This is a genomic window from Variovorax saccharolyticus (assembly GCF_030316765.1).
Taxonomy (GTDB): Bacteria; Pseudomonadota; Gammaproteobacteria; order Burkholderiales; family Burkholderiaceae_C; genus Variovorax; species Variovorax saccharolyticus.
Genome location: NZ_JASZYT010000003.1, coordinates 171,335 through 197,590, shown reverse-complemented (window position 1 = coordinate 197,590; position 26,256 = coordinate 171,335). Strand labels below are relative to the sequence as shown.

General features: G+C 69.6%; 23 protein-coding genes. 19 read left to right on the top strand and 4 right to left on the bottom strand.

The annotated features are described in order from the left end of the window. Window positions 1-11: 11 nt before the first annotated feature. The 3 genes from QTI45_RS11635 to QTI45_RS11625 form a co-directional block, all read right to left on the bottom strand. A complete protein-coding gene (locus QTI45_RS11635) occupies window positions 12-1,904 on the bottom strand; it encodes an acyl-CoA synthetase (protein ID WP_286654455.1) in 1,893 nt (630 codons plus the stop codon). A 106-nt stretch (window positions 1,905-2,010) separates the two neighbouring features. Beyond that, window positions 2,011-2,349 (bottom strand): type II toxin-antitoxin system RelE/ParE family toxin, encoded by a 339-nt coding sequence (locus QTI45_RS11630; RefSeq protein ID WP_286654454.1) that lies wholly within the window; start codon window positions 2,347-2,349, stop codon window positions 2,011-2,013. Then, window positions 2,346-2,618, bottom strand: coding sequence for a type II toxin-antitoxin system Phd/YefM family antitoxin (locus QTI45_RS11625; protein WP_286654453.1), 273 nt, complete (start codon window positions 2,616-2,618; stop codon window positions 2,346-2,348). The genes QTI45_RS11630 and QTI45_RS11625 overlap by 4 nt, the downstream gene beginning before the upstream one ends. 171 nt (window positions 2,619-2,789) lie before the next feature. On the opposite strand from QTI45_RS11625, the gene QTI45_RS11620 reads away from it, so the two are divergent. From QTI45_RS11620 to QTI45_RS35345, 11 genes are all read left to right on the top strand, one after another. Beyond that, the gene (locus tag QTI45_RS11620) at window positions 2,790-4,409 is read left to right on the top strand and encodes an acyl-CoA carboxylase subunit beta (RefSeq protein WP_286654452.1); all 1,620 of its coding nucleotides are present in this window, start codon (window positions 2,790-2,792) and stop codon (window positions 4,407-4,409) included. Between the two features lie 10 nt (window positions 4,410-4,419). Continuing rightward, window positions 4,420-5,574 carry an acyl-CoA dehydrogenase family protein gene (locus QTI45_RS11615; protein WP_286654451.1) on the top strand — a complete coding sequence of 385 codons (1,155 nt, stop codon included), beginning with the start codon at window positions 4,420-4,422 and terminating at the stop codon, window positions 5,572-5,574. Window positions 5,575-5,616: 42 nt separating this feature from the next. After that, on the top strand, window positions 5,617-7,620 hold the full coding sequence (locus QTI45_RS11610; RefSeq protein ID WP_286654450.1) for an acetyl/propionyl/methylcrotonyl-CoA carboxylase subunit alpha: 2,004 nt from the start codon (window positions 5,617-5,619) through the stop codon (window positions 7,618-7,620). A 500-nt stretch (window positions 7,621-8,120) separates the two neighbouring features. After that, window positions 8,121-8,903: an enoyl-CoA hydratase/isomerase family protein gene (locus QTI45_RS11605; RefSeq protein ID WP_286654449.1), complete on the top strand. Its 783-nt coding sequence runs from the start codon at window positions 8,121-8,123 to the stop codon at window positions 8,901-8,903. Beyond that, entirely contained in the window at window positions 8,888-10,456 is a 1,569-nt protein-coding gene (locus tag QTI45_RS11600) for an acyl-CoA synthetase (protein ID WP_286654448.1), read from the top strand. The genes QTI45_RS11605 and QTI45_RS11600 overlap by 16 nt, the downstream gene beginning before the upstream one ends. A gap of 89 nt (window positions 10,457-10,545) precedes the next feature. After that, window positions 10,546-11,157 carry a methyltransferase domain-containing protein gene (locus QTI45_RS11595; RefSeq protein WP_286654447.1) on the top strand — a complete coding sequence of 204 codons (612 nt, stop codon included), beginning with the start codon at window positions 10,546-10,548 and terminating at the stop codon, window positions 11,155-11,157. Window positions 11,158-11,173: 16 nt separating this feature from the next. Further along, window positions 11,174-12,400 (top strand): acyl-CoA dehydrogenase family protein, encoded by a 1,227-nt coding sequence (locus tag QTI45_RS11590; protein ID WP_286654446.1) that lies wholly within the window; start codon window positions 11,174-11,176, stop codon window positions 12,398-12,400. Further along, a complete protein-coding gene (locus tag QTI45_RS11585) occupies window positions 12,397-13,446 on the top strand; it encodes a phosphotransferase family protein (protein ID WP_286654445.1) in 1,050 nt (349 codons plus the stop codon). The genes QTI45_RS11590 and QTI45_RS11585 overlap by 4 nt, the downstream gene beginning before the upstream one ends. Before the next feature lie 21 nt (window positions 13,447-13,467). Continuing rightward, window positions 13,468-14,238: a glucose 1-dehydrogenase gene (locus QTI45_RS11580; RefSeq protein ID WP_286654444.1), complete on the top strand. Its 771-nt coding sequence runs from the start codon at window positions 13,468-13,470 to the stop codon at window positions 14,236-14,238. Window positions 14,239-14,269: 31 nt separating this feature from the next. Further along, a complete protein-coding gene (locus tag QTI45_RS11575; RefSeq protein WP_286654443.1) occupies window positions 14,270-15,265 on the top strand; it encodes an NADPH:quinone oxidoreductase family protein in 996 nt (331 codons plus the stop codon). Continuing rightward, window positions 15,266-15,415: an SMR family transporter gene (locus QTI45_RS35345; RefSeq protein ID WP_353621304.1), complete on the top strand. Its 150-nt coding sequence runs from the start codon at window positions 15,266-15,268 to the stop codon at window positions 15,413-15,415. A 47-nt stretch (window positions 15,416-15,462) separates the two neighbouring features. On the opposite strand, the gene QTI45_RS11570 is transcribed toward QTI45_RS35345, so the two are convergent. Then, entirely contained in the window at window positions 15,463-16,227 is a 765-nt protein-coding gene (locus QTI45_RS11570) for an SDR family NAD(P)-dependent oxidoreductase (RefSeq protein WP_286654442.1), read from the bottom strand. A gap of 161 nt (window positions 16,228-16,388) precedes the next feature. Here QTI45_RS11570 and QTI45_RS11565 point away from each other — a divergent pair, with 161 nt between their 5' ends. The 8 genes from QTI45_RS11565 (at window position 16,389) to QTI45_RS11530 (ending at window position 26,254) form a co-directional block, all read left to right on the top strand. Further along, complete coding sequence (locus tag QTI45_RS11565) at window positions 16,389-17,444, top strand: zinc-binding dehydrogenase (RefSeq protein ID WP_286654441.1); 1,056 nt, start codon at window positions 16,389-16,391, stop codon at window positions 17,442-17,444. 74 nt (window positions 17,445-17,518) lie between these two features. After that, window positions 17,519-19,630, top strand: a complete 2,112-nt coding sequence (locus QTI45_RS11560) for a 3-hydroxyacyl-CoA dehydrogenase NAD-binding domain-containing protein (RefSeq protein WP_286654440.1) — start codon at window positions 17,519-17,521, stop codon at window positions 19,628-19,630. 20 nt (window positions 19,631-19,650) lie between these two features. Continuing rightward, window positions 19,651-20,835: an acetyl-CoA C-acyltransferase gene (locus tag QTI45_RS11555; protein ID WP_286654439.1), complete on the top strand. Its 1,185-nt coding sequence runs from the start codon at window positions 19,651-19,653 to the stop codon at window positions 20,833-20,835. 2 nt (window positions 20,836-20,837) lie between these two features. Further along, window positions 20,838-22,403 carry a long-chain-fatty-acid--CoA ligase gene (locus QTI45_RS11550; protein ID WP_286654438.1) on the top strand — a complete coding sequence of 522 codons (1,566 nt, stop codon included), beginning with the start codon at window positions 20,838-20,840 and terminating at the stop codon, window positions 22,401-22,403. Window positions 22,404-22,463: 60 nt separating this feature from the next. Next, complete coding sequence (locus QTI45_RS11545) at window positions 22,464-23,663, top strand: substrate-binding domain-containing protein (RefSeq protein WP_286368733.1); 1,200 nt, start codon at window positions 22,464-22,466, stop codon at window positions 23,661-23,663. 2 nt (window positions 23,664-23,665) lie between these two features. Beyond that, window positions 23,666-24,463 carry an ABC transporter ATP-binding protein gene (locus QTI45_RS11540; RefSeq protein WP_286654437.1) on the top strand — a complete coding sequence of 266 codons (798 nt, stop codon included), beginning with the start codon at window positions 23,666-23,668 and terminating at the stop codon, window positions 24,461-24,463. Next, window positions 24,456-25,205 (top strand): ABC transporter ATP-binding protein, encoded by a 750-nt coding sequence (locus tag QTI45_RS11535; RefSeq protein WP_286368735.1) that lies wholly within the window; start codon window positions 24,456-24,458, stop codon window positions 25,203-25,205. The genes QTI45_RS11540 and QTI45_RS11535 overlap by 8 nt, the downstream gene beginning before the upstream one ends. Before the next feature lie 29 nt (window positions 25,206-25,234). Continuing rightward, on the top strand, window positions 25,235-26,254 hold the full coding sequence (locus tag QTI45_RS11530; RefSeq protein WP_286654720.1) for a branched-chain amino acid ABC transporter permease: 1,020 nt from the start codon (window positions 25,235-25,237) through the stop codon (window positions 26,252-26,254). Window positions 26,255-26,256: the final 2 nt, after the last annotated feature.

Genomic DNA, 26,256 nt, shown 5'->3' with positions numbered 1-26,256 from the left:
GATGGAAGTGTTCAGCCGGCCGCGACGGTGCTCTGCACCTGCAGGGCGAGCCCGGCGCTGAGTTCGGCCACGCGCCCACGCGCGGCCTCGTCGGCCACCGCGACCACGGCGACCAGGCCGTGGGTGCGGTCGTCGCGGACCTCGATGCCGGCGTGCTGCAGTCCGCCCGCGGCGAACAGCTCGCGCAGGGTGCGCGCGATCGCCTGCTTGCGCAGCGTGGGCTTGAAGATCTTGCCGACCGCGGTGACCGGCATGGTGTCGATGCATTCGACCCAGTTCGGTGCGGCAGCGCGTTCGGTGACATGGGAGCGGGCGAAGGCCTTGAGTTCCTCCGCATCGGCGCGTGCGCCGTGGCGCAGCTTGACGTAGGCCACGGGCAGCTCGCCGGCATAGGCATCGGGCCGGCCGACCGCGGCCACCAGCTCGACTTCGGGGTGCTTCGCGAGCGCTTCCTCGATCATCGAGGGGTCGATGTTGTGGCCGCCGCGGATGATCAGGTCCTTGGCGCGGCCGACCAGCCAGAAGTAGCCGTCGGCGTCGCGCCGCCCGAGGTCGCCCGAGTTCAGCCAGCCGCCCGGCAGCCAGAGGCCGGCATCGTGCCGCGGGTCGCGGTAGCCCGGCGTCAGGTGCGGTCCCCGGATCGCGACCACGCCGATCTCGTCGGTGGCGGCATCGCGCACATGGGCGCCGCGCTCGTCGAGGATCACGGTCTTCATGCGGCCATAGGGCACCGGCAGGCCGATCGAGCCGACCCGGCGTTCGCCGTCGCGCGGGTTCACCGAGGCGCAGGCGGTGGTCTCGGTCATGCCGAAACCTTCGAGCAGCCGGATGCCGGTGGCCTGTTCGAAGCGCCTGAACATCTCGACCGGCATCGGCGCCGCGCCGCAGATGCCGAAGCGCAGCGATGACAGGTCGGCGCCCGCGATCGGCACGTTGAGCAGCGCCGCGTACACCGTCGGCACACCCGAGAAGGTGGTGACGCGGTAGCGCTCGACCAGTTGCCAGAAGCCGGCCACCAGCTTCGGATTGCGAAAGCCGTCGCGGCCCGCCAGCAGCACGCGCGCGCCGTGCATGAAGGGGGCGAGGCCGGTGACCACCACGCCGTTGACATGGAACAGCGGCAGGCCGCAGACGATCACGTCGCTGGTCCGGATGTCGAACATCTCGCCCAGCATCCAGCTGTTGACCACCAGGGCCCGGTGCGAGAGCTGCGCGATCTTCGGCGTGCCGGTGGTGCCGCCGGTGTGGAAGCAGGCGGCCAGGGCCTGCGGGTCGCGCAGCGGCGTGAAAGCCGGCTCGGCGGGCTGGGCGGCCAGGGCGTCGTCGAAGCGGCGAACGCCGGGCGGCAATGCGGCCGCATCGGCGGCGCCGACCAGCAGGGTCTGGCGCAGGCCGGGCAGGGCGGCCAGTACCGGCGCGATCTTGGCCCACAGCTCCGGCGCCTCGGCGGCCGAGGCGGTGATCACCACCTTGGCATCCATCGCCCTCAGCAGCTCGGCGATCTGGGCCGGCTCCAGGAAGTGGTTGACGGCCGCCACCCTGCAGATCGCCTGCGCGCCCCAGATGCAGTAGTGGGCCTCGGGCAGGTTCGGCAGCAGGTAGGCGACGCAGTCGTCGCGCTGCAGGCCCAGCGAGGCCAGGTGGTTGGCGGTGCGCACGATGCGCTGGTGCAGCTGCGCGTAGCTGATGTCGACGGGCTCGCTCTGTGCGCTGCCGTCGGGCACGGAAGTCAGCGCCGGCCGATCGGGCCAGGCGGCCGCGGCGAGCCGGAACACGTCCAGGGTCGAATCGATGCCGGCGAAGCGCTGGTCGAGCGGGACGGCCTCGCGTGCCAGCAGATCGGCGCCGTCGCGCACCGGGAGGCGGGCGGCGCCCTGGTCGGAAGGGTGGGGGAGGATGGACATGGGATGCAGTGCCGGGCCGGCGGTGGATGCGGGCCAAGGCTAGCGGGCGGGGGCGGGAAACGCTTGCGTCCAGGCGCTGAAGTCCTGCTTCGCATTGGCGCAGGACTCAGTCCCGGCCGGCGCCCGCAGGGTTGACGATTCGCTTCATCAGCAGCCCTTGCAGATCCCGTCTCGTGTCACAGACGATGTGGATGAAGGCCGTGTCGTCCCTCAGCTCGTAGATCACCCTGTTCATCCCCGAGAGGACTTGCCGGTACTGGGCGATGTGAAGCTTCTCCAGCTCCGGGGGAACCCGGCCCGCCTTGGGATGATCCTGGTTCATCGCCACGGATTCCTTGATCTTGTCGTAGCTCGCGAGCCAGGCAGACTTGCCAAAGTTCTTGACGACGTAGCTCCGCAAGTCCTTCAAGTCGGCTTCCGCCGACTGGAGGAAGACGACCCTCACGGCGGATCGTCCTTGTCCATCTCTGCGAAGACGTCGTCCGCCGGCCTGAACCTGCCTTGCTCGATCTCGCGGTGGCCGAGTGCCAGCAGCTTCAGGAGCGCAAGAGTCTCTTCATGCTCCTCATAGGACCGGACATCCATCACCACCAGCTTGGCTTCACCGTTCTGCGTGATCAGCATGGGTTCTCGGCTCTCCGAGATGTCTCTGACGATCTCCGCGGCGTGGCTCTTGAGGTAGCTGATGGGCTTGACCTGTGTCGAGAATTTCATGGGCTGGTCCTGGCACGAAGACTGATTATGGACTGAATTCAGTCCCGAATGGGCGGCTCTGCTCCTCCGCACGAGGGCAGCGAGTTCGCGCAAGACCGCCCCCGATCCGATGCCTAAGCTTGCCGCACACACACACCAGAGCCCCGCTCCAGCGCAGCGGGCACAGCGCACATGGCAACCATCGAATCGACCATTTCCCCCGGCAGCGAGGCCTTCCGGGCCAACCGCGACGGCATGCTCGCGCTGATCGAGCGCGTCCATGGCTACGAGCGGCGCAGCGTCGCCACCTCGGCCAAGTCGCGCGAGCGCTTCGAGAAGCGCGGCCAGCTGCTGCCGCGCGAGCGCCTGTCGCTGCTGCTCGACCCGGGCACGCCGTTTCTGGAGATCTCTTCACTGGCGGGGCTGGGCCTCGACAACCCCGACCTCGAGAAGAGCGTGCCGGGCGGCGGCGTGATCGGCGGCATCGGCTGGGTCTCGGGCGTGCGCGTGATGATCAACGCCTCCGATTCGGGCATCGACGCCGGGGCGCTGCAGCCCATGGGCATCCCGAAGCAGCTGCGCATGCAGGAACTGGCGCTGGAGAACAAGCTGCCCTACATCCAGCTGGTCGAGAGCGCGGGCGCCAACCTCATGACCTACAAGGTCGAGGAATTCGTGACCGGCGGCAACCTGTTCCGCAACATCGCGCGCATCTCGGCGGCCGGCCTGCCGGTGCTTACCGTGACACACGGATCGTCCACGGCGGGCGGCGCCTACCAGACTGGCCTCTCCGACTACATCGTGATGGTGCGGGGCCGCTCGCGGGCCTTCCTGGCCGGCCCGCCGCTGCTCAAGGCCGCCACCGGCGAGATCGCGACCGAGGAAGAACTGGGCGGCGCCGTGATGCACACTTCGATCTCGGGCCTGGGCGACTACCTGGCCGAGGACGACCGCGACGCGATCCGCATCGCCCGCGAGATCATGGCCAGCATCGACTGGAACCGCGATGTGCCGGCCGAGCCGCCGCGCCGCTTCAAGCCGCCGCGCTACGACGCCGAGGAGCTGCTGGGCATCATGCCGATGGACCACAAGCGCCCGGTCGACATGAAGCAGGTGATCGCGCGCATCGCCGACGACTCCGAGTTCCTCGAGTTCGGCGAGAACTACGGCGGCGCCACCGTGGTCGGCCACATCAAGATCGAGGGACTGCCGCTGGGCATCGTGACCAACAACGGTCCGATCGACCCGGCCGGCGCCACCAAGGCGACGCATTTCATCCAGGCCTGTTGCCAGTCGAAGACGCCGATCCTCTATCTCAACAACACGACCGGCTTCATGGTCGGGCGCGACTACGAGGAGGCCGGCATCATCAAGCACGGTTCCAAGATGATCCAGGCCGTGACCAACGCCACGGTGCCGCAGATCACCATCTATTGCGGCGCCTCCTTCGGCGCCGGCAACTACGGCATGTGCGGCCGCGGCTTCCATCCGCGCTTCTGCTTCTCGTGGCCGAATGCCAAGACCGCCGTGATGGGCGGCGAGCAGGCCGCCAAGACCATGGTCATCGTGACCGAGGCCGCAATGAAGCGAAAGGGCGAGGTCGACCAGGCCAAGCTCGACGATCTGGAGCGCCGCATCATCGATCGCTTCGACAGCCAGATGAGCGTGTTCACGACCAGCGCGCGCCTGCTCGACGATGGCGTGATCGACCCGCGCGACACCCGCGCCGTGCTGTCCAAGGTGCTGTCGATCTGCCGCGAATCCGAGCTGCGCGAGCCGCAGAAGATGCAGTTCTCGGTCGCACGCCCCTGAGGTCCACGGCATGCAGCTCACCCCCGAACACGAGGCCCTGCGCGACACGCTGAGCCGCTTCATCGACAAGGAGATCAATCCCCATGTCGACGAATGGGAGCGCGAAGAGATCTTCCCGGCCCACCAGGTCTTCCGGCAGCTCGGCGCGCTCGGCCTGCTGGGCCTCACCAAGCCGGTCGAGAACGGCGGCTCGGGGCTCGACTACTCCTTCGGCGCGGTGCTGGCCGAAGGCCTCGCGCGCATGAACTGCGGCGGCATCCCGATGGCCATCGGCGTGCAGACCGACATGGCGACACCGGCCCTGGCGCACCGCGGCAGCCAGGCGCTGCGCGACGAGTTCCTGGCACCGGCGATCAGCGGCGAGTACGTGGCCTGCCTCGGCGTCTCCGAGGTCGGCAGCGGCTCCGACGTGGCCTCGATCAAGACCACCGCGCGCAAGGACGGCGGCGACTACGTCATCAACGGCGGCAAGATGTGGACCACCAACGGCACGCAGGCCGACTTCTGCTGCGTGCTGGCCAACACCTCCGACGGCGCGGCGCACCGCAACAAGTCGCTGATCATCGTGCCGATGAAGACCAGGGGCGTCTCGGTCGCGCGCAAGCTGCGCAAGATGGGCATGCATGCGTCCGACACCGCCCAGCTGCACTTCGACGACGTGCGGGTGCCGCAGCGCCACCGCATCGGCGAGGAGGGCATGGGCTTCATCTACCAGATGGAGCAGTTCCAGGTCGAGCGGCTGTGGGGCGCGCTCAACAACGCCGGCATGGCGCAGCGCGCGATCGACACCACCATCGGCTACACCCGCGACCGCCAGGCCTTCGGGCGTTCGGTGCTCGACAACCAGTGGGTGCACTACCGGCTGGCCGAGCTGCAGACCGAGGTCGCCTGCCTGCGCGCGATCTGCTGGCAGGGTGTGGCCGAAGTCACGGCCGGCCAGGACGCCACCCGCACCGCCACCATGGCCAAGCTCAAGGCTGGCCGCGTGATCCGCGAAGTGGCCGACAGCTGCCTGCAGTTCTGGGGTGGCATGGGCTTCATGGACGAGAGCCCGATCTCGCGCATCTTCCGCGACGGCCGGCTGACCTCGATCGGCGGCGGCGCCGACGAGGTGATGCTGCAGATCCTCAGCAAGTTCATGGGCATCTTTCCCCAGCCGGCCTGAGCGCAGGCCCGCCCGACGGCAAACCTTTCCGGATTCATTCTCATGACTGCCAAGACCGACCCGACTTCCCTCGCCACGCCCTTCCACAAGATCCTGATCGCGAACCGCGGCGAGATCGCGCTGCGCGTGATCCGCAGCGCGCGCGCCATGGGCTACCGCACGGTGGCCGTGTACTCGACCGCCGACGCCGGCGCGCGCCATGTGCAGGAGGCCGACCAGGCGGTCTGCATCGGCGAGCCGCTGCCGGCGCAGTCCTATCTGCGCATCCCGGCGATCGTCGAAGCTGCAAGACTCAGCGGCGCCGACGCGGTGCATCCGGGCTACGGCTTCCTGGCCGAGAACGAGGACTTCGCCCAGGCTTGCAAGGACGCGGGGCTGGTCTTCATCGGCCCTTCGGCCGAAGCCATCGTCTCGATGGGCAACAAGGCCGGCGCCAAGACCTTGATGCAGGCGGCCGGCGTGCCCTGCATCCCGGGCTATCAGGGCGAAGACCAGGGCGAGGGGCGGCTGGCCGAGGAGGCCGCCCGCATCGGCTTCCCGGTGATGATCAAGGCCACGGCCGGCGGCGGTGGCCGCGGCATGCGGCTGGTGCCTTCGGCGAAGGAGTTTCCCGAGCTGCTGCGCAGCGCGCGCTCGGAGGCGCAGAGTGCCTTCGGCGACCCGGAGGTGATCCTCGAACGCGCCATCGTGGAGCCGCGCCACATCGAGATCCAGATTTTCGCCGACCGCCATGGCAACGCGATCCATCTCGGCGAGCGCGATTGCTCGGTCCAGCGCCGGCACCAGAAGCTGATCGAGGAGGCGCCGTCGCCAGCGGTCGATGCGGCGCTGCGCGAGCGCATGGGCGCGACCGCGGTGGCGGCGGTGAAGGCGATCCGCTACGAAGGCGCGGGCACGCTCGAGTTCCTGCTCGACCGCGAAGGCAACTTCTATTTCATGGAGATGAACACGCGGCTGCAGGTCGAACACCCGGTGACCGAGGCCGTGACCGGCCTCGACCTGGTCGAACTGCAGCTGCGCGTGGCGGCCGGCGAGCGCCTGCCGCTGACCCAGGAGCAGGTGCGCTACGAGGGCCATGCGATCGAGGTGCGCCTGTGCGCCGAGGACGCCGACCACGGCTTCATGCCGCAGAGCGGCACGGTGGCGCTGTGGAAGATGCCGTCCCAGCTGCGGGTCGAGGATGCGCTGCGTTCGGGCGCCGAGATCCCGCCCTACTACGACTCGATGATCGCCAAGATCATCAGCCACGGCCGCACGCGCGACGAGGCGCGGCGCAAGCTCGCGGCCGGGCTGGAGGACGCGGTGGCGCTGGGCGTGACGACCAACCAGGCTTTCCTGCGCAGTTGTCTCTCGCATCCGGTGTTCGCCGCGGGCGGCGCCACGACGGCCTTCATCGGTCAGCACCAGGATGCGCTGCTGGCGCCCGACGACGAAGCCCGCGAGCGTGCCGCGGCGCTGGCCGCGGTGCTGCTCTACGAAACCACCGGCGAGCGCAAGCAGCGTGCCGCGGGCCGTCGGCTGTCGCACCGGCTGCCGATTTCGCTGCGTTTCGAGATCGCGGGCCAGGCGCGCAACGCCAGCCTGATCCTGCCTCGGCAGCACCACTTCGAAGTCTCCCTCGGCGAGCGCAGCTTCGCGATCGATCTCGTGGCCTTGGCTGACGACACGGTTCGCTTCGTCTGCGATGGCCTGCAGGAGCACGCCACGTGGTACCGCGATGGCGCGTCGCTGCTGCTGCAGTACCGCGGGCTGGCCCTGCGCGTCGAGGACAAGACCCGCGCGGCCTCTGCAAGGCAGGGCGAATCGGGAGGCGACGGCAAGCTGCGCGCGTCGATGAACGGCCGCGTGGTGGCAGTGCTCGCCGCTGTCGGCGACATGGTGCAGGCGGGGCAGCCGATCGTCACCCTGGAGGCGATGAAGATGGAGCACGTGCATACGGCGCCCGTCGCGGGTCGGTTGACGGCCGTGCATGTTTCGAATGGGGAGCAGGTGGGGGCGAGCCGGGTGGTCGCGGAGATCGAGGTGGTCGTGGTTGCGCCGGCTTGAGCGATGGTGAGATTCCTTTCTCTTGGGCGGGCGCCCGGCACGCGGTACGGGCCGAACGACCCCACTGCGCCGGCCCTTCGGGCTCCCTTCCGGTGCTCGCTTCAGGCGGGGTCCGCGCAAACTCGCTTCGCTCAAACACGCGCGGCCCTTTTTCCGCCTGAAGCTCCGCTCCTCAGCGGCGCAGAGGGGATCGCCCGTCCCGCACCGCGTGCCGGGCTCAGGGGTATGCGAACAACCCCAACTTCTCCAACGCCGATGCAACCCCGACGTCTCAGCGGTGGTGGGCGGTATGCCCTGGGCCGGCCGTTGAGGCACCGCCGAGCAGCGCAGCGGTGCGCGGATCAGGGCTCGCGACTGTTTGAGCGAAGCGAGTTTGAGCGAGACCCCGCGTACCGTGAGCAGCGCAGGGCAGCCGCGAAGCGGCCGGTGACGTCGGCCGGCCCAGGGCATACCGCCCGCCATCGCCGCCAACAACCGCAACAAGAATCAAGGAGACCTCAATGACCGAACCCAACCCCGCCGTAATGCACGAGAAGCGCGACAGAGCCTTCTGGATCACCATCAACCGCCCCGACAAGCGCAACGCGATCAACAAGGACGTGATCGCTGGCATCCGCGAGGGCTACGCCCGGGCCCATGCCGACCCCGAGGTGCGCGTGATCGTGCTCACGGCCGCCGGCGACAAGGCCTTCTGCGCCGGTGGCGACCTGCAGCCCGGTGCGGGCTTCGCCTTCGACCTGTCGCGTCCCAACATCGACTATGCCGACATGCTGCGCGAGGCGCAGGACTCGACCTTGCCGAGCATCGCGCGCATCAATGGCGTGTGCATGGCCGGTGGCCTGGGCCTGCTCTGCATGACCGACATGGCGATCGCTGCCGATCATGTGCAGTTCGGCCTGCCCGAGGTCAAGATCGGGCTGTTCCCGATGCAGGTGCTGAGCCTGCTCCAGCGTATCGCGCCGCGCCGCACGGTGCGCGAATGGTGCCTGACGGGCGAGCCCTTCGACGCCGCCGAGGCGAAGGAGGGCGGACTGCTCAACTACGTGGTACCGGCCGCCGAGCTCGACGCCAAGACCCAGTGGCTGATCGACCGGCTTGCCGGCAAGTCGCCTACCGCGATCCGCCGCGGCAAGTATGCGATGCGGGCGCTCGAGGCCATGTCCTTCGACGAAGGCATCGCCTACACCGAGAGCCAGATCGCTCTGCTCGCGATGACCGAGGATGCGAAAGAGGGGCTGGCCTCGTTCAACGAGAAGCGGAGGCCGACATGGACCGGGCGCTGACTGGTGCGCCGACCGACCGCAGCGCCCACGCGGTCGGCCTGCACGAATGGCTGGCCCGCCGCGCCGGGCGCGTGCCGAAGCAGCCGGCCCTGAGCTGCGACGGACTGCACTGGACCTACGGCGAGCTGCAGCAGCGCATCGAGGCGATGTCGGCGGTACTGGCTGCCGGCGGCGTCGCAGCCGGCGACCGCGTCGGCTACCTGGGGCTCAACGATCCGATGTTCGTGGTCGTGATGTTCGCGACCTCCCGCATCGGCGGCATCTTCGTGCCGCTCAACTTCAGGCTCAGCGGCCCCGAACTGGCGTACGTCATCGGCGACGCCGGCATCCACACGCTGATCGTGGGCGAGGAACATCTTGCGGTGATCGACGGCGTGCGCGGCACGCTGACCTGCAAGCGCTTCATCCACCGGGCCGGCGGTGCACCGGGCTGGGAGCCCGCCGACGCGCTGATGGCCGAGGCCGCGACGCCGCCCGATCCGGTGCCGGCCAGCGCCGATGCGGTCGCCGTCATCATGTACACCTCGGGCACCACCGGCCACCCGAAGGGCGCGATGCTCACGCACGGCAACTTCTGGGCCAACAACCTCAACGAGATGCTGTTGTGGGACATGGTGTCGACCGATGTCACGCTCAATTTCGCGCCGATGTTCCATGTCGGCGGCCTGCTGTGCGGCAGCCTCTCGACGCTGCTGGCGGGCGGGCACCTGGTGCTGCAGCGCGGCTTCGATGTCGCGGCGGTGCTGCAGGCGGTGCGCGAGCACCGCGTCACTGTCAGTTTCGGGGTGCCGGCGATGCTGCTCTTCATCAGCCAGCACCCGGACTTCGCTGCGGCCGACCTGAGCTCGCTGCGGCTGGTGGCCGTGGGCGGCGCGCCGATGCCCGAGCCGCTGCTGCGCCTCTATGCCGCGCGCGGCGTGCCGGTGCACCAGGGCTACGGCATGACCGAGACCGCCTCGATGATCACCTTCCTGAGCCCCGACCGCGCGACCGACAAGCTGGGCTCCAGCGGCACGCCGCCGCTGCTCACCGAGATCCGGCTGATCGACGCGGTGGGCGAGCCGATCACCGAACCCGGCGCCGCGGGCGAGGTCTGCGTGCGCGGCGCCAACGTGATGGCCGGCTACTGGAAGCAGCCCGAGGCCACGGCCGCGGTGTTCACGCGCGATGGCTGGTTCCGCAGCGGCGACGTCGGCTATCGCGACGCCGAGGGCTTTCTCTTCATCTGCGACCGGCTCAAGGACATGGTGATCAGCGGCGGTGAGAACATCTACCCGGCCGAGGTCGAGAGCGTGCTCTACGACCACCCCGACATCGCCGAGGTGGCCGTGATTGGTGCGCCCGACGAGCGCTGGGGCGAACGCGTGGTGGCGGTGGTCGCGGTCAAGCCGGGCAGGGCGATCACGCTCGAAGCCTTGCAGGCCTTCGCCGAGACGCGGCTCGCGCGCTACAAGCTGCCGCGGGAACTGAGGCTCGTGGATGCGCTGCCGCGCAATCCGACCGGCAAGGTGCTCAAGGCCAAGCTGCGCACGCCCGCGAAGGAGGGCACCTGACATGAATCACCCCCACGCTCATCACTTCGTGTATCGCTGCCCCCCGAGGGGGCGCTCAGTGCCCTTCGGGCGGCCGGGCGGGCACTGACATGGCCGGCCCCGACGCCGCCTTCTGGCAAGCCCGCTTCGAGACCGGCACCACGCCGTGGGACCGCGGCGCCGCCAGCCCGCAGCTGCTGCGCTGGCGTGATGCCGGCGCCTTCCCGGCCGGCAGCAGCGTGCTGGTGCCCGGCTGCGGCAGCGGCTGGGAGCTGGCCGAACTGGCGGCGGCCGGCGCGGCCGTGACTGGGCTCGACTACGCGCCCGCGGCGGTCGAGCGCAGCGCGCAGCGGCTGGCCGAGCGCGGCCTGCAGGCCGGCGTGCTGCAGGCCGACGTCCTGCAGTGGTCCCCGCCGCAGCCGGTCGACACGGTCTACGAGCAGACCTGCCTGTGCGCCCTGCATCCCGACCACTGGACCGCCTACGCGGCGCAGCTGCATGCCTGGCTGAGGCCCGGCGGCCGCCTGCTGGCGCTCTTCATGCAGGCCCCGGCAGCCGGTGCCGCGGATGGCTACATCACCGGGCCGCCCTACCACTGCGACATCCATGCCATGCGCGCGCTGTTTGCCGCTGTGCGCTGGTCATGGCCCAAGCCACCCTACGAACGCGTGATCCATCCGCTGGGCGCGCACGAACTGGCGGTCGTGCTCACCCGCCTCTGAGACGCAAGGACCATCGATGGACTTCAACCACTCCGGGCGTTCGCTCGCCCTGCAGCAGCGCGTCGAGGACTTCATGCAGGCGCATGTCTACCCGGTCGAGAACGCCTACTACGACGAGGTTCGCGAGAGCAGCCATCCGTACCGCACGCCGCAGGTGCTGCAGTCGCTCAAGGCCCGGGCGCGCGAGGCCGGGCTGTGGAACCTGTTCCTTTCGGGCGCGCACGGCAGCGGCCTCAGCAACCTGGAATACGCGCCGGTCAAGGAGATCATGGGCCGGGTGCTGTGGGCGCCCGAGATCTTCAACTGCTCGGCGCCCGACACCGGCAACATGGAGGTGCTGGCCAATTACGGCAGCGAGGCCCAGCAGGCGCAGTGGCTGGCGCCGCTGATGGCCGGCACGATCCGCTCCGCCTTCTCGATGACCGAGCCGGCGGTGGCGTCGAGCGACGCGACCAACATCCAGTGCGAGATCCGGCGCGACGGCGACGACTACGTGATCAACGGCCGCAAGTGGTTCACCTCGGGCGCGCTCAACGAGGACTGCAGCTTGCTGATCGTGATGGGCAAGTCCGCGCCCGACCATCCCGAGCGGCACAAGCAGCAGTCGATGATCCTAGTGCCCAAGGCCACGCCGGGCGTGCGCATCGTGCGCGACATCACGGCCTTCGGCTACGACGACGCACCGGTCGGCCACCCCGAGATCGTCTACGACAACGTGCGGGTGCCGGCCTCGAACATCCTGCTCGGCGAAGGCCGCGGCTTCGAGATCGCGCAGGGCCGGCTCGGGCCCGGCCGCATCCACCACTGCATGCGCCTGATCGGCTGCGCGCAGCGGGCGCTCGAGCTGATGTGCCAGCGCGCCGCCACGCGCGTGGCCTTCGGCAGGACGCTGGGCGAGCAAGGCTCGGTGCGCGAGGACATCGCGCATTCCTACTGCGAGATCGAACAGGCCCGGCTGCTGACGCTGAAGGCGGCCGACAAGATGGACCGCGAGGGCAACAAGGCGGCGCGCGACCTGATCGCCGCGGCCAAGATCGTGGTGCCGAGCATGGCGGCACGCGTGATCGACCGCGCGATCCAGGTCTTCGGCGGCGCCGGCGTGTCGCAGGATACTTTCTTGCCGCGGGCCTATGTCTACGCGCGCTTCATCCGCATCGGCGACGGTCCGGACCAGGTGCATCTGTCGGCGGTCGGCAAGCAGCTGCTGCAGCGCCACGGCGCGGCGGCCAGCGCGCAGCGATGACCGCTTCGGTCGTCAGTGCGCCGCCGCTGGACCTGGACCGGCTCGGTGCCTGGCTGCAGGCCGAGGTTCGCGGATTCCGCGGCCTGCGGGAAGCGCAGCGCCTGATCGGCGGCAACTCGAATCCGATCTGGCAGCTGCGCGCGGACAGCGGCTGCTACATCCTGCGCACCCAGCCGGCCGGCCAGCTGCTGAAGTCGGCCCATGCGCTCGATCGCGAGTTCCGGCTGGTCACCACGCTGCATGGCACGGCGGTGCCGGTGCCGAAGATCCACGTGCTGTGCAACGACCTCGACATCGTCGGCGTCCAGTTCTACCTGATGGATTTCATCGAGGGCCGGGTGCATCGCCACGTGGGCCTGCCGGAACTGCCGGCCGGCCGCCGGCGTGCGGTCTATGCGTCGGCGATCGATTCGCTGGCCGCGATCCACCGTACCGACATCGACGCGCTGGGCCTCGCCGACTTCGGCCGGCCGGGCAACTACTTCGAGCGCCAGTTCCACCGCTGGTGCCAGCAGTACCGCACCGCGATGCCCGAGGGCGATCCCGAGATGGAGCGCCTGATCGCCGCGCTCGAACACACGATGCCGCATGGCGCGCATCGGGTGGTGCTGCTGCACGGCGACTCGCGGCTCGACAACCTGATGTTCGCTGCCGACGAGGAGGCCGCGCCGCGCGTGATCGCCGTGCTCGACTGGGAGCTGTCGACCCTGGGCCATCCGCTGGCCGACCTGGGCCAGTTCCTCGCGGTGCAGTCGCTGCCCGCCGACTACCTGCTGCCCGGACTGGCCGGCGTCGACCGCGCGGCGCAGGGCCTGCCGAGCGAAGCCGAACTGCGCGAGCGCTACTTCCGCGCCATGGGCGAAAGCCCGGTGGCCGATCTGCGCTTCTTCAAGGCCTTCGCGATGTTTCGCCAGGCCGCGATGTCGGCCGGCCTGCGCCGTCGCGCCGCGCTCGGCACCGCGGTGGCCGAGAGTGCGCTGCACTTCGGCAACACGATGGCGGTGTTCGCGCGCGTCGGGCTCGACATCCTCGACCGCCCGGACTGAATCAAAAGCAAGGAAACGCAAATGCCCGCACCCGCCACCCCTTTCGACCTGCATGGCAAGGTCGCGCTGGTCACCGGCTCCACGCACGGCATCGGCGCCGCCACGGCCCGCGTGCTGGCCCAGGCCGGCGCCCACGTGCTGGTCAGCAGCCGCAAGCCCGACGAATGCGAGCAGGTGGCCCAGGCTTTGCGTTCCGAGGGCCTGAGCGCCGAGGCGCGGGCCTGCCACATCGGCCGCATGGAGGACATCGGCGCGATGTCGGCCCATCTGGCGGCCGCGCACGGCGGCCTCGACATCCTGGTCAACAACGCGGTGCTGAGCCCGTGGCGCAGCATCGACGACACCGATCCCGCGCTCTTCATGAAGACCGTGGAGGTCAACCTGCGCGGCTACTGGTACCTCTCGGTCGAGGCGACCCGGCTCATGAAGCCGCGCGGCGGCGGCAGCATCGTCAACATCTCGTCGCTGTCGGCCTGGCATCCGGAAAAGATGCTGGGCCTCTACGGCACGCTCAAGACCGCGCTGCTCGGCATGAGCCGGGTCTTCGCGCTCGAATACGGCGAGTTCGGCATCCGTGCCAACACCGTGCTGCCGGGCGTGATCGACACGCGGCTGGCACAGGCCTTCGACGGCGAGGCGCGCGAGCGCATCCTCAGGAAAACGCCGGTGCAGCGCCTCGGCCTGCCCGAGGAGATCGGCTATGCCGTGCTGTACCTGAGTTCGCCGGCCGGCGCTTTCGTCACGGGCGCCAGCCTGGCGGTCGATGGCGGCATGTCGATCTCGATGATCTGAAACCCCCTCTCTCCTGGAAGGAGTCATTCCCATGAAAGCAGTGCTCGCCAAGCGCCACGGCCCGCCCGAATCGCTGGTGTTCGAAGAGGTCGCGTCGCCGGTGCCCGCCAGCGGCGAAGTGCTGGTGTCGGTGCATGCCAGCGCGGTCAATTTCCCGGACACGCTGATCATCGAGAACAAGTACCAGTTCAAGCCGGCGCTGCCTTTCTCGCCGGGCGGCGAGGTGGCGGGCACGGTCAAGGCGGTGGGCCCGGGCGTCGAGGGCTTCGCGCCCGGCGACCGCGTGATCGCCGTCTGCGGCTGGGGCGGCTACGCCGAGGAGGTTCTGACCGACGCCCGCAAGCTGGTGCGGCTGCCGGCCGGCATCGCGATGGAAGCGGCCGCGGCGCTGGTCATCACCTACGGCACCTCGCACTATGCGCTCAAGGAGCGCGCCGACATCCGGCCTGGCGAGACGCTGCTGGTGCTCGGCGCGGCCGGCGGCACCGGCATCTCGGCGATCGAACTGGGCAAGCTGATGGGTGCGCGCGTGATCGCGGCGGCGTCTTCCGACGAGAAGCTGGCCCTGTGTCGGCAGGCCGGCGCCGACGAGACCATCAACTACGCCAGCGAAGACCTGCGCGAGCGGCTCAAGGCGCTCACGGGCGGACGCGGCGTCGACGTGGTCTACGACCCCGTGGGCGGCCAGTACACGGAGCCGGCGCTGCGCAGCATGGCCTGGAAGGGCCGCTACCTGGTGATCGGGTTCACCACCGGCGAGATCCCGCGGCCGCCGCTCAACCTGGCGCTGCTCAAGGGCTGCGCCATCGTCGGCGTGTTCTACGGCGGCTTCGCTCAGGCCGAGCCGAAGCGCTACGACGAGTTGATGCAGGAACTGCTGGGCTGGCTGGCCAAAGGCCGCATCCGCCCGGTGATCACCGGGCGCTATCCGCTGGAGCGTGCGGCCGAGGCGCTGCGGCTGGTGGCCGACCGGCGGGCGACCGGGAAGATCATGCTGACGACGGCGCTGGGGCGCGGCGACGCCTGACTGACCTACGCAGTCTGGGCGGGTTCCGGCGTCGCGCTCACCGCCATCGTCGGGATCATCTGCTTCGATGAATTGATCACCCCTCTTCGCGTGCTCGGCCTTGTTCTGATCGTCGGCGGCGTGATTTCTCTGCACATCGGCGCGCGTTGATCAGGGCATGGACGGCACCCAGGCATTGGCTGAGGCGCCCGGCCCATTCAGTCCAATCCCGCCTGCCAGCGCCGCATCCCCCGCAGCCAGCGCTCGGGATCGGCCGCCTTGCGCTGCATCTGCTCGCGGATGAAGTCCTGCGGCAGGATCAGGAAGCGCTCCTCGCGCAGGCCATCGACCACCGCCTGGGCGACCGCGTCGGCGCTCACGATGCCCTCGGCCATCAGCGCCCGGCGTTCCGGCGTCTCGGCGTCGAGCAGCGGCGTGTCGACGCCGCCCGGGCACAGGCAGCTGACGCCGATGCCGCGCCCGCCGTAGCTGATCGACAGCCATTCGGCAAAGGCCACCGCCGCGTGCTTGCTGACCGCATAAGGCGCATCGAACTGCGACAGCAACCCGGCTGCCGAAGCGGTCTGCAGCAGGTAGCCGCCGCCGCGCGCCAGCATGCGCGGCAGCAGCGCGCGGGCGGCGTGCACATGGGCCATCAGGTTGACCGCCATCACGCGCTGCCAGTCGGAGTCGGGGAGCTCGGGTCCGCCGCGTGCCGTGATGCCGGCGTTGGAGCAGAACAGGTCGATGGCGCCGTGGCGGGCCTCGGTGTCGTCGATCAGGCGCAGCAAGTCGGCTTCGACCGTGACATCGACCCCGGCCGCCTCGGCGCCGATCGCGGCGGCCAGTTCGGCGGCCTGGCCGGCGTGGCGGTCCGCCACCACGACGGCGCGTGCGCCCTCCCGGGCGAAGCGCCGCGCCATCGCCGCGCCGATGCCGCTGGCGCCACCGGTGACCACCACCACCTTGTCCTTGAGATCCATGGCTTGCTCCGTCGTCGTCCAGAGGGTTTGCCCTGAGGCTAGGCGCGCAGCGCGCCGGCGTCTTGCGCCCAGCGGCTGCACGTCAGCGGCTGGACGCAAGAACTTTGCGGCCTGCGCCACCAGACTGCGGCCATGCCCGCCCGCCCCATAACCTCCGCCCCATGAAAGCCGCCGTCTTCCGCGGCAGCGACCGTCTGCTGGCCATCGAGGAACTGCCGCTGCCCCAGGCCGGCCCCGGCGAACTGGTGCTGCGGGTGCACTACTGCGGCGTCTGCGGCTCCGACCTGCATGCCACCCATCCGGGCCTGTTCACGGTCAAGGAGGGCACGGTGCTGGGCCACGAGTTCGCCGGCGAGATCGTCGAAAGCGGCGCCGCCGGCTGGAAGGTCGGCGAACGCGTCACGGCCCTGCCCAACAACGCCTGCCGCAGCTGCACCGACGAGGGCTTTCGCGAATGCCGCGAAGGCCTCGGCATGATCTGCCCGAACAACCGCCTGACCGGCTTCAGCCCGAACCGGCCCGGCGCGCTGGCCGAGTACGTCAAGGTGCCGGCCGGCCAGGCGATCCGGCTGCCGGGCGCGGTGAGCGCCCGCGAGGGCGCCATGATCGAGCCGCTGGCGGTCGGGCTGCACGCGGTGCAGTCGGGACGGGTCGGCCTGGCCAGCAAGGTGCTGGTGATCGGCGCCGGGCCCATCGGCCTGGCCGTGGCCGCCTTCGCGCGCCAGGCCGGCGCCACCCGGGTGGCGGTCAGCGAACGGGCACCCGGCCGGCGCGAGGTCGCGGCGCGCTTCGGCGCCACGGTGCTGATCGATCCGGCGGCGGAGGAGGTCGGCCCGGCCTTCGCGCGCCACGCCGGCGGGCCGCCGGACGTCATCTTCGAATGCGTGGGCGTGGCCGGCCTGATCCAGCAGTGCGTCGAACTCGCGCCGCCGCGCGGGCGCATCGTGGTGGTGGGCGTCTGCGCCACCGAGGACCGGCTCGTGCCGCAGCGCGCCATGGCCAAGGAACTGAGCCTGCAGTTCGTCATGGGCTACGCCAAGGCCGACTGGCGGCGGGTGCTGGACCTGCTCGACGCCGGGCGGTTCGATCCGCAGGCGATGCTGACCGACGTCGTCGGGCTCGACGAACTGCCCGCCGCCTTCGAGGCGCTGCGGCGTCCCACCACGCAGATCAAGCTGCTGGTGGCGCCGGGCAGCGACCTCCCGGTCAGCCTGTAGACGCAAGAGATTTGAATGTCCCTTTGCTACCTTCGACTGACTCCTCGACCCTCTCGAACGCACCACCAGACGCCATGAACTCCCCCGTGACTTTGAACCGCCATGGCGACATCGCGCTGCTGCGCATCGACAACCCGCCGGTCAATGCGCTGTCGCCGGCGGTCGTGGCCGGCCTGGTGGCCGCCATCGACGCCTTCGAGGCCGACGCCAGCTACATGGCCCTGCTGCTGCATGGCGAGGGCCGCACCTTCGTCGCCGGCGGCGACATCTCCTCCTTCGACCTGCCGGACTTCACGACCCAGCCCTTCAACGGCACGCTGGCACGGATCGAGGCGCTGGGCCGCCCGGTGGTGGCGGCGCTGCACGGCACGGTGCTCGGCGGCGGCCTGGAACTGGCGCTCGCCTGCCACTGGCGCGTCGCCCATCCCAAGACCCAGCTGGGCCTGCCCGAGGTCAAGCTCGGCATCCTGCCGGGTTCGCTGGGCACCCAGCGCCTGCCGCGCGTGGTCGGCGCCGAACTGGCACTCGACATGATCGCCAGCGGCCGCAGCATCGGCGCCGCCGAGGCGCGGGAACTCGGACTGGTCGACGAACTGAGCGATGCCGCGCCGCTGCAAGCCGGCATCGCCTTCACCGAGGCCTTGCTCGCCCGCGGCGCCGGCCCGCGCCGCATCAGCGAGCGCACGGTGTCAACCGAGACACTGGCGCCGGACTTCTTCGACCGCGCGCTGGCCGACGCGGCACGCCGCAAGCCCTTCCATCCGTCGGCGCGCAACATCGTGCGCGCGGTGCAAGCCTCGTTGCTGCCCTTCGCCGAGGGCGAGGCGGCCGAGGCACGCCTCTTCGAGGAACTGCGCGTCTCGCCCGAATCGAAGGCGATGCGCCACCTGTTCTTCGCCGAGCGGCTGGCCTCCAAGATCCCCGGCCTGCCGCGCGACACCACGCTCAGGCCGGTGCGCTCGGTCGGTGTGCTGGGTGCCGGCACCATGGGCGGCGGCATCGCGATGAACTTCGCCAACGCCGGCATTCCGACCGTGCTGGTCGAGACTTCGCAGGCAGCGCTCGATCGCGGCCTGGGCATCATCCGCGCCAACTACGAGGCCAGCGCCGCCAAGGGCCGGCTCACGGCCGAGCAGGTCGAGGCGCGCATGGCGCTGCTGCGCGGCTCGCTGGACGACGCGGCATTGGCCGATTGCGACCTCGTGATCGAGGCGGTGTTCGAGAACATGGAGCTCAAGAAGCAGGTCTGCGCCCGGCTCGGCGCGGTCTGCAAGCCCGGCGCCATCATCGCGACCAACACCTCGACACTGGATGTCGACGTGCTGGCCGAGGCCACGGGCCGCCCGGCCGACGTGGTCGGCATGCATTTCTTCAGCCCCGCCAACGTGATGCGCCTGCTCGAAGTGGTGCGCGGCGCGAAGACCGCGCCCGAGGTGCTGGCCACCGTGATGCAGCTGGCCCGCACGATCGGCAAGGTGGCGGTGGTCTCGGGCGTCTGCTATGGCTTCATCGGCAACCGCATGGCCGAGGTCTACATGCGCGAGGCCGAGTTCCTGATGATGGAAGGCGCCAGCCCGGCGCAGATCGACGGCGCGGTCGAGGCCCTCGGCATGGCGATGGGCCCCTGCCGCATGCTCGACATGGCCGGCATCGACGTCGGCGCCAAGACCGTCATCGAGTACGGCAAGGCCGGCGGCCTGCCGCCCGACGACAGCTACCGCGCGGTGGTGCGAAAGATGTTCGAACTCGGCCGCTTCGGCCAGAAGACCGGCGCCGGCTACTACCGCTACGACGGCCGCAAGCCGGTCGACGATCCCGAGACCGCGCGCATCGCCGCCGAACTCGCGGCGCAGCACGGCATCGCGCGGCGCGACGACATCCCGCCGCAGGAGATCGTCGAGCGCCTGCTGTATCCGCTGATCAACGAGGGCGCGCGCATCCTCGAGGAGGGCATCGCCTACCGGCCCGGCGACATCGACATGGTGTGGGTCGCGGGCTACGGCTTTCCCGACCACCGCGGCGGCCCGATCCACATGGCCGATGCGATCGGCCTGCCGCAGATCGCCGCGCGCCTGGCGCACTACGCGAAGACGCGCGGCAATCCGCACGGCTACTGGAGCATCTCGCCGCTGCTGGCCTCGCTGGCCGGGCAGGGCAAGCGCCTGTCCGACTGGCAAGCCGCCTGAACCCTCTCACTGGAAAGCCCATGAAAGAAGCCGTCATCGTCTCCACCGCCCGCACGGGCATCGGCCGCGCCTACAAGGGCGCGCTCAACCACACGAAATCGCCAACCATGCTGGCGCACGCGATCGCCCATGCGGTGCAGCGCGCCGGCGTCGACGGCGCCGAGATCGAGGACGCGGTGATCGGCTGCGTGCTCTCGGCCGGCACCGCCGGCATGAACCTGGCGCGCAACGCGGTGCTGGCCGCGGGCCTGCCCGACACCGTCTCGGGCCAGACGATGGACCGCCAGTGCGCCTCGGGCCTGATGGCGATCGCCACCGCGGCCAAGCAGGTGATGGTCGACGGCATGGACGTCGTGATCGCCGGCGGGCACGACAACATCACGGCGGTGCAGGAGGCCTACATGGGCTGGGTCGCGAAGGAGAAAGACCCGAACGTGATCGCGCGCGCCGCCCACGCCTACATGCCGATGCTGCAGACCGCCGAGTTCGTGGCGAAGAAGTACGGCATCAGCCGCGAGGCGCAGGACCGCTATTCGCTGGCCTCGCAGCAGCGTACCGCCGACGCCCAGCAGGCCGGCCGCTTCGACGCCGAGATCGTGGCCTTCGAGACCACCATGGCGGTGGTCGACAAGAACACCAAGGAGGTCTCGTTCAAGGACGTGACGCTCACGCGCGACGAAGGCAACCGCCCCGAGACCACGCTCGAAGGGCTGGCTTCGCTCAAGCCCGTGATCGAAGGCGGCGTGGTCACCGCTGGCAACGCGAGCCAGTTGTCGGACGGCGCCTCGGCCTGCGTGATCATGGAACGGGGCCTGGCCGAGCGCCGCGGCCTGGCGCCGCTGGGCATCTACCGCGGCATGGCGGTGGCCGGCTGCGCGCCCGAGGAGATGGGCATCGGCCCGGTGTACGCGATTCCCAAGCTGCTCAAGCAGCATGGCCTGAAGGTCTCGGACATCGGCCTGTGGGAACTCAACGAGGCCTTCGCCTGCCAGGCGATCTACTGCCGCGACCACCTGGGCATCGATCCGGCGATCTACAACGTCGACGGCGGCGGCATCTCGATCGGCCATCCCTACGGCATGACCGGCGCCCGCGTGGTCGGCCATGCGCTCATCGAAGGCAAGCGCCGCGGCGTGAAATACGTGGTGGCGACGATGTGCGTCGGCGGCGGCATGGGGGCCGCGGCACTGTTCGAAGTGGCATGAACATGGACGACCGCACCCTGATCGACAGCCTGAGGCGCCAGCTGCGCGAGCGCCCCGACGCGCTGGCCTACCGCCGCGGCGAGCGCAAGCTCAGCTTCGCCGAAGTGGAACGCGCCACCAACCGCATCGCCAACGCGCTGGCCGCGATGGGCGTGGGCCGCGAGAGCCGCGTCGCGGTGCTCACCAAGCACCACATCGAGACCTTGCTGCTGACCCTGGCCGCCTGCAAGCTCGGCGCGGTCTGCATGCCGGTCAACTGGCGGCTGGCGGCACCCGAGATCGCCTACATCCTCAAGAATGGCGAAGCGCCTTTCCTGATGACCGACCAGGCCTTCATCGCCACCGTGCGGGCCGCCGGACTCGACAGTGTCCGCACGCTGGTCTGCACCGAGCAGGGGCACGATGGCCTGCAGTCCTTCGAAGACTGGTACACGGGCCACGACGACAGCTTCGAGCCGGTCGATGCCGACACGCACGACGCCGCGCTGCAGCTCTATTCGTCCGGCACCACCGGCCTGCCCAAGGGCATCGTGCTGAGCCATGCCGGCCTGCTGTCGACCTCGCGCGTGGTCGCGAAGGAGTGGGAGTTCGACCAGCGCCACGTGCTGGGCAACCCGCTGCCAGTGTTCCACGTCGCCGGCATGACCATGCTGCTGCTGACGCTCTACACCGGCGGCCAGACCAGTGCCTATTCGGAGTTCGACCCGGCCGGCTACATCCGGGCCATCGGCGAGCACGGCATCACCCACAGCTTCATCGTGCCGGCCATGATCCTCTTCATGCTGCAGTCGCCCGAGGTGAAGCAGGGCGACTACAGCCGCCTGCAGCTGATCGCCTACGGCGGCTCGCCGGTCAGCGAGACCACCTTGCAGCAGGCCTTCGAGGCCTTCGGCTGCCAATTCCTGCAGGTCTACGGCCTGACCGAAGTCTCGGGCCCGGCCACCTTCCTGATGCCCGCGGACCATCGCGCGGGCGATGCCGAGCTGTTGCGCTCGGCCGGGCGTCCGATCGGCGGCGGCCGCCTGCGCATCGTCGACCCGGTGACGCTGCAGGACTTGCCCGACGGCGAGGTCGGCGAGATCTGGATCGAATCGGACCGCAACCTGAAAGAGTACTGGCGCAATCCCGAAGCCACGGCCGCGGCCTACCCCGAGGGCCGCAACGCCAACGGCGGCTGGTTCCGCTCGGGCGATGGCGGCTACCTCAAGGGCGGCTACCTCTACATCAACGACCGCATCAAGGACATGATCCTGTCGGGAGGCGAGAACATCTACCCGGCCGAGGTCGAGAACGTCCTGATGAAGCACCCGGCCGTGGCCGACGGCGCCATCATCGGCGTGCCCGATGCGACCTGGGGCGAGGCCGTGAAGGCCTGCGTCGTGCCGCGCCCCGGCATGGCCGTGACCGAGCGAGAGATCATCGATTTCATGCGCGCCAACCTGGCCCACTACAAGTGCCCGAAGTCGATCGACATCGTCGCCGAGCTGCCGCGCAACCCGAGCGGCAAGGTGCTCAAGCGCCTGCTGCGCGAACCCTATTGGCGCGGCCAGTCGCGCGCCATCGGCTGAATTTTCGAAACCGTGAAACGGCCCGGCGAGGCCGTCCGCCCATCCACCTGGAGACATGACATGCCTTTGAAGAAACTGATCGCCGCTGCCTTCGGCGCCCTCGCATTGCTGGGAGTGGTGTCCGCCGTGCAGGCGCAGGACAAGCCCATCAAGATCGCGCTGATCGCGAGCAAGACCGGGCCGTCCGAAGCCTATGCGCGCGACACCGAGCGCGGCCTGCGCCTGGGCCTCGAATACCTCACGCAGGGCTCGATGACCGTGCTCGGCCGCAAGATCGAGGTGATCGTCAAGGACGACCAGATGAAGCCCGAGCTGTCGAAGGCGATGCTCACCGAGGCCCTGTCCGACGACAAGGCCGACATCGCGGTCGGCACCTCGTGGTCGGGCGGCGCGCTGTCGATGGCGCCGGTGGCCGAAGAGTACAAGAAGGTGCTGATGGTCGAACCGGCCATCGCCGACTCGCTGACCGGCTCGGCCTGGAACCGCTACCTGTTCCGCGCCAGCCGCAATTCCTTCCAGGACGCGCTGGCCAGCGCCGCCGGCCTGAAGGAGGGCGACAACCTGGCCTTCCTGGCACCCGACTACGTCTACGGGCGCGACGGCGTCAAGGCCTTCAAGGACGCGATGGCCGCGACCCAGAGCAAGGCCAAGATCCTGCACGAGGAGTTCATCCCGTTGTCGACCACCGACTTCACGGCGCCGATGCAGCGCATCTTCGACGGCATGAAGAACGCCACCGGCCGCAAGTACCTGGTCGTGATCTGGGGCGCGCCGAACCCGATCCGCAAGATCTCCGAGCTGAACCCGGGCCGCTACGGCATCGAGTTCCTGTCGATCGGCGGTGCCAACCTCGAGAACACCAAGCCCTGGAAGGGCCTGGACGTGACCGGCGGCACCTTCTACTACTACGGCTTCCCGAAGAACCCGATGAACGACTGGCTGGTCACCGAGCACCAGAAGCGCTTCAAGATGCCGCCGGACCTGTTCACCGCGGGCGGCTTCGTGACCGCCAGCGCGATCATCGCGGGCCTCAAGAAGGCCGGCTCGGCCGACTCCGAGAAGCTGATCGCCGCGATGGAGGGCATGGAGTTCGACACCCCCAAGGGCAAGATGACCTTCCGCAAGGAAGACCACCAGGCGATGCAGGCGCAATACCAGTTCAAGATGAAGAAGGCGCCCGCCAGCGAGTGGGACCTGCTCGAACTGGTGCGCGAGATCCCGGCGTCGGAGATGCCGGTGCCGGTCACCGTGAAGCGCTGAGCATGGCCGCTCCCAGCGTGCCGGTGCTGTCGAGCACCGGGCTCAGCATCCAGTTCGGCGGCCACGTGGCGGTCAACGAGGTGACGACCCAGTTCGCTGCCGGCACCCTGACGGCCATCGTCGGCCCCAACGGGGCCGGCAAGACGACCTACTTCAACCTGCTGTCGGGCCAGCTGCGCGCCAGCGCGGGCAGCGTGCACTTCAAGGGCGAGGACATCACGCGCCTGAACGCGCCGCAGCGCACCTCGCGCGGCATTGGCCGCGCCTTCCAGCTGACCAACCTGTTCCCCAAGCTCAGCGTGCTCGAGAACGTGCGGCTGGCGGTGCAGAGCCGCCACAGCGCCGGCTTCAACATGCTGGCCGTGTGGCGCAGCCGCCGCGACCTGATCGACCAGGCCGCGCACTACGTGGCGCAGGTCGGGCTGGCGGCGCGCGCCGGCGACCTCGCGGCCAAGCTGCCGCACGGCGACAAGCGCAAGCTCGAGGTCGCGATCCTGATGGCGCTGGAGCCCGAGATCCTGATGTTCGACGAGCCCACCGCGGGCATGAGCGTGGACGAGGTGCCGGTCATCCTCGAACTGATCGGCCGACTCAAGACGCAGGGCGACAAGACGATCCTGCTGGTGGAGCACAAGATGGACGTGATTCATTCCCTGGCCGACCGCATCATCGTGCTGCACAACGGCCGGCTGGTGGCCGACGGCCTGCCGGCCGAGGTGATGGCCTCGCCGATCGTGCAGGAGGCCTACCTGGGCAAGCGCAGCACGCCGCGGGCGGCGAAGGCGGTGGCCCATGCCTGAGCCAGCACGCAACGATGCCGGCGGCATGCTCTTGACGCTGGCCGGCGTCCACACCCACATCGGCGAGTACCACATCCTGCAGGGCGTCGACCTGCAGGTCCCGCGCTCGGGCCTCACGGTGCTGCTGGGCCGCAACGGCGCCGGCAAGAGCACCACGCTGCGCACCATCATGGGCCTGTGGCATGCGAGCGCCGGGCGCATCGTGTTCGACGGCCAGGACATCACGGCGGCCGAGACGCCCGCGATCTCGCGCAGCGGCATCGCCTTCGTGCCCGAGGACATGGGCATCTTCTCGGGCCTCACGGTGCAGGAGAACCTGCGCCTGGCGGCCATCGGCGGCGCCTTCGACGAAGAGCGGCTCGAATGGATCTTCGGCCTGTTTCCCGCGCTCAAGCGTTTCTGGCTGCGCCCCGGCGGCACGCTCTCGGGCGGCCAGAAGCAGATGGTCGCGATCGCCCGCGCGATCATCGAGCCGCGCAAGCTGCTCTTGATCGACGAGCCGACCAAGGGCCTTGCGCCCGCGATCGTCGACAACCTGGCCGAGGCCTTCGAGCAGCTCAAGGCGCGCGACACCACGATCCTGCTGGTCGAGCAGAACTTCAACTTCGTGCGCTCGCTGGGCGACCATGTGGCGGTGATGGACGACGGCCGCATGGTGCACAGCGGGTCGATGGAGCAATTGTCCGAGGACGAAGGCCTGCAGGCACGCCTGCTCGGCCTGCATGCAGGAGCCGTGCATTGAACGCCGCCACCCACCCTTCCGCCCCCGCCGTGCCGGCCGCCGATGCGTCGCAGGCGCTCGAGGCACTGCCCGGCCGCCGCCGCGACCTGGTTCCAGGCCTGCTGATCCTGGCCTTCATCGGCCTGGCGCTGCCGGTCATCGGCAGCTTCCCGACCTGGGTCACGCTGACCGTGGCCGCGCTGGCCATGGGCATGATGCTGTTCATCATGGCCAGCGGCCTCACGCTGGTCTTCGGCCTGATGGACGTCATGAACCTCGGCCACGCGGCCTTCGTCGCGGTCGGGGCCTACACCGCCACCTTGCTGGTCGGGCCGCTCAAGGGCCTGCTCGAGTCCGAATCGGTGTGGGCCAGCCTGGCGGCCATCACGGCGGTCATCGCGCTGTCGATGGTCGTCACGGCCGCGCTCGGCTGGGTCTACGAGCGCCTGTTCGTGCGGCCGGTCTACGGCGACCACCTGAAGCAGATCCTGATCACCATCGGCGCGATGATCATCATCGAGCAGATCGTGCTGGTGCTGTTCGGCGCCAACCAGATGATGCTGCCGATGCCCGAGGCGCTGCGCGGCTCGCTGCTGCTCGGCGACGTCGCCATCGAGCGCTACCGGCTGGTGGCGGTGGCGGTGGGGCTCGTCGTGTATGCCGGGCTCACGCTGCTGCTGACGCGCACGCGGGTCGGCCTCCTGATCCGCGCCGGCGTCGAGAACCGCTCGATGGTCGAGGCCCTGGGCTACCGCATCCGCAACGTCTTCATCGCGGTCTTCGTCGGCGGCTCGGCGCTGGCCGGCCTGGGCGGCGTGATGTGGGGCTTCTACCGCGAGCAGTTCACTGTCGCGATCGGCGCCGAGGTGCTGGTGCAGATGCTGATCATCGTGATCATCGGCGGGCTGGGCTCGGTCACTGGCTGCTTCGCCGGCGCGATGCTGATCGCGCTCAGCACCAACTACGTGAGCTTCCTCTTGCCCGACATGGCGCTGGTCTCCAACATCCTCGTGATGATGGCGGTGCTGCTGTGGCGGCCGCAGGGCCTCTATCCGGTCAACAAGCACTAGGC

Coding starts and splice junctions, on each gene's coding strand:
- QTI45_RS11540 (WP_286654437.1), top strand. CDS start 23,666: ATGGCCGCTCCCAGCGTGCCGGTGCTGTCGAGCACCGGGCTCAGCATC.
- QTI45_RS11570 (WP_286654442.1), bottom strand. CDS start 16,227: ATGGATCTCAAGGACAAGGTGGTGGTGGTCACCGGTGGCGCCAGCGGC.
- QTI45_RS11595 (WP_286654447.1), top strand. CDS start 10,546: ATGGCCGGCCCCGACGCCGCCTTCTGGCAAGCCCGCTTCGAGACCGGC.
- QTI45_RS11605 (WP_286654449.1), top strand. CDS start 8,121: ATGACCGAACCCAACCCCGCCGTAATGCACGAGAAGCGCGACAGAGCC.
- QTI45_RS11575 (WP_286654443.1), top strand. CDS start 14,270: ATGAAAGCAGTGCTCGCCAAGCGCCACGGCCCGCCCGAATCGCTGGTG.
- QTI45_RS11565 (WP_286654441.1), top strand. CDS start 16,389: ATGAAAGCCGCCGTCTTCCGCGGCAGCGACCGTCTGCTGGCCATCGAG.
- QTI45_RS11590 (WP_286654446.1), top strand. CDS start 11,174: ATGGACTTCAACCACTCCGGGCGTTCGCTCGCCCTGCAGCAGCGCGTC.
- QTI45_RS11550 (WP_286654438.1), top strand. CDS start 20,838: ATGGACGACCGCACCCTGATCGACAGCCTGAGGCGCCAGCTGCGCGAG.
- QTI45_RS11560 (WP_286654440.1), top strand. CDS start 17,519: ATGAACTCCCCCGTGACTTTGAACCGCCATGGCGACATCGCGCTGCTG.
- QTI45_RS11635 (WP_286654455.1), bottom strand. CDS start 1,904: ATGTCCATCCTCCCCCACCCTTCCGACCAGGGCGCCGCCCGCCTCCCG.
- QTI45_RS11625 (WP_286654453.1), bottom strand. CDS start 2,618: ATGAAATTCTCGACACAGGTCAAGCCCATCAGCTACCTCAAGAGCCAC.
- QTI45_RS11610 (WP_286654450.1), top strand. CDS start 5,617: ATGACTGCCAAGACCGACCCGACTTCCCTCGCCACGCCCTTCCACAAG.
- QTI45_RS11615 (WP_286654451.1), top strand. CDS start 4,420: ATGCAGCTCACCCCCGAACACGAGGCCCTGCGCGACACGCTGAGCCGC.
- QTI45_RS11620 (WP_286654452.1), top strand. CDS start 2,790: ATGGCAACCATCGAATCGACCATTTCCCCCGGCAGCGAGGCCTTCCGG.
- QTI45_RS11535 (WP_286368735.1), top strand. CDS start 24,456: ATGCCTGAGCCAGCACGCAACGATGCCGGCGGCATGCTCTTGACGCTG.
- QTI45_RS11580 (WP_286654444.1), top strand. CDS start 13,468: ATGCCCGCACCCGCCACCCCTTTCGACCTGCATGGCAAGGTCGCGCTG.
- QTI45_RS11600 (WP_286654448.1), top strand. CDS start 8,888: ATGGACCGGGCGCTGACTGGTGCGCCGACCGACCGCAGCGCCCACGCG.
- QTI45_RS11585 (WP_286654445.1), top strand. CDS start 12,397: ATGACCGCTTCGGTCGTCAGTGCGCCGCCGCTGGACCTGGACCGGCTC.
- QTI45_RS11555 (WP_286654439.1), top strand. CDS start 19,651: ATGAAAGAAGCCGTCATCGTCTCCACCGCCCGCACGGGCATCGGCCGC.
- QTI45_RS11545 (WP_286368733.1), top strand. CDS start 22,464: ATGCCTTTGAAGAAACTGATCGCCGCTGCCTTCGGCGCCCTCGCATTG.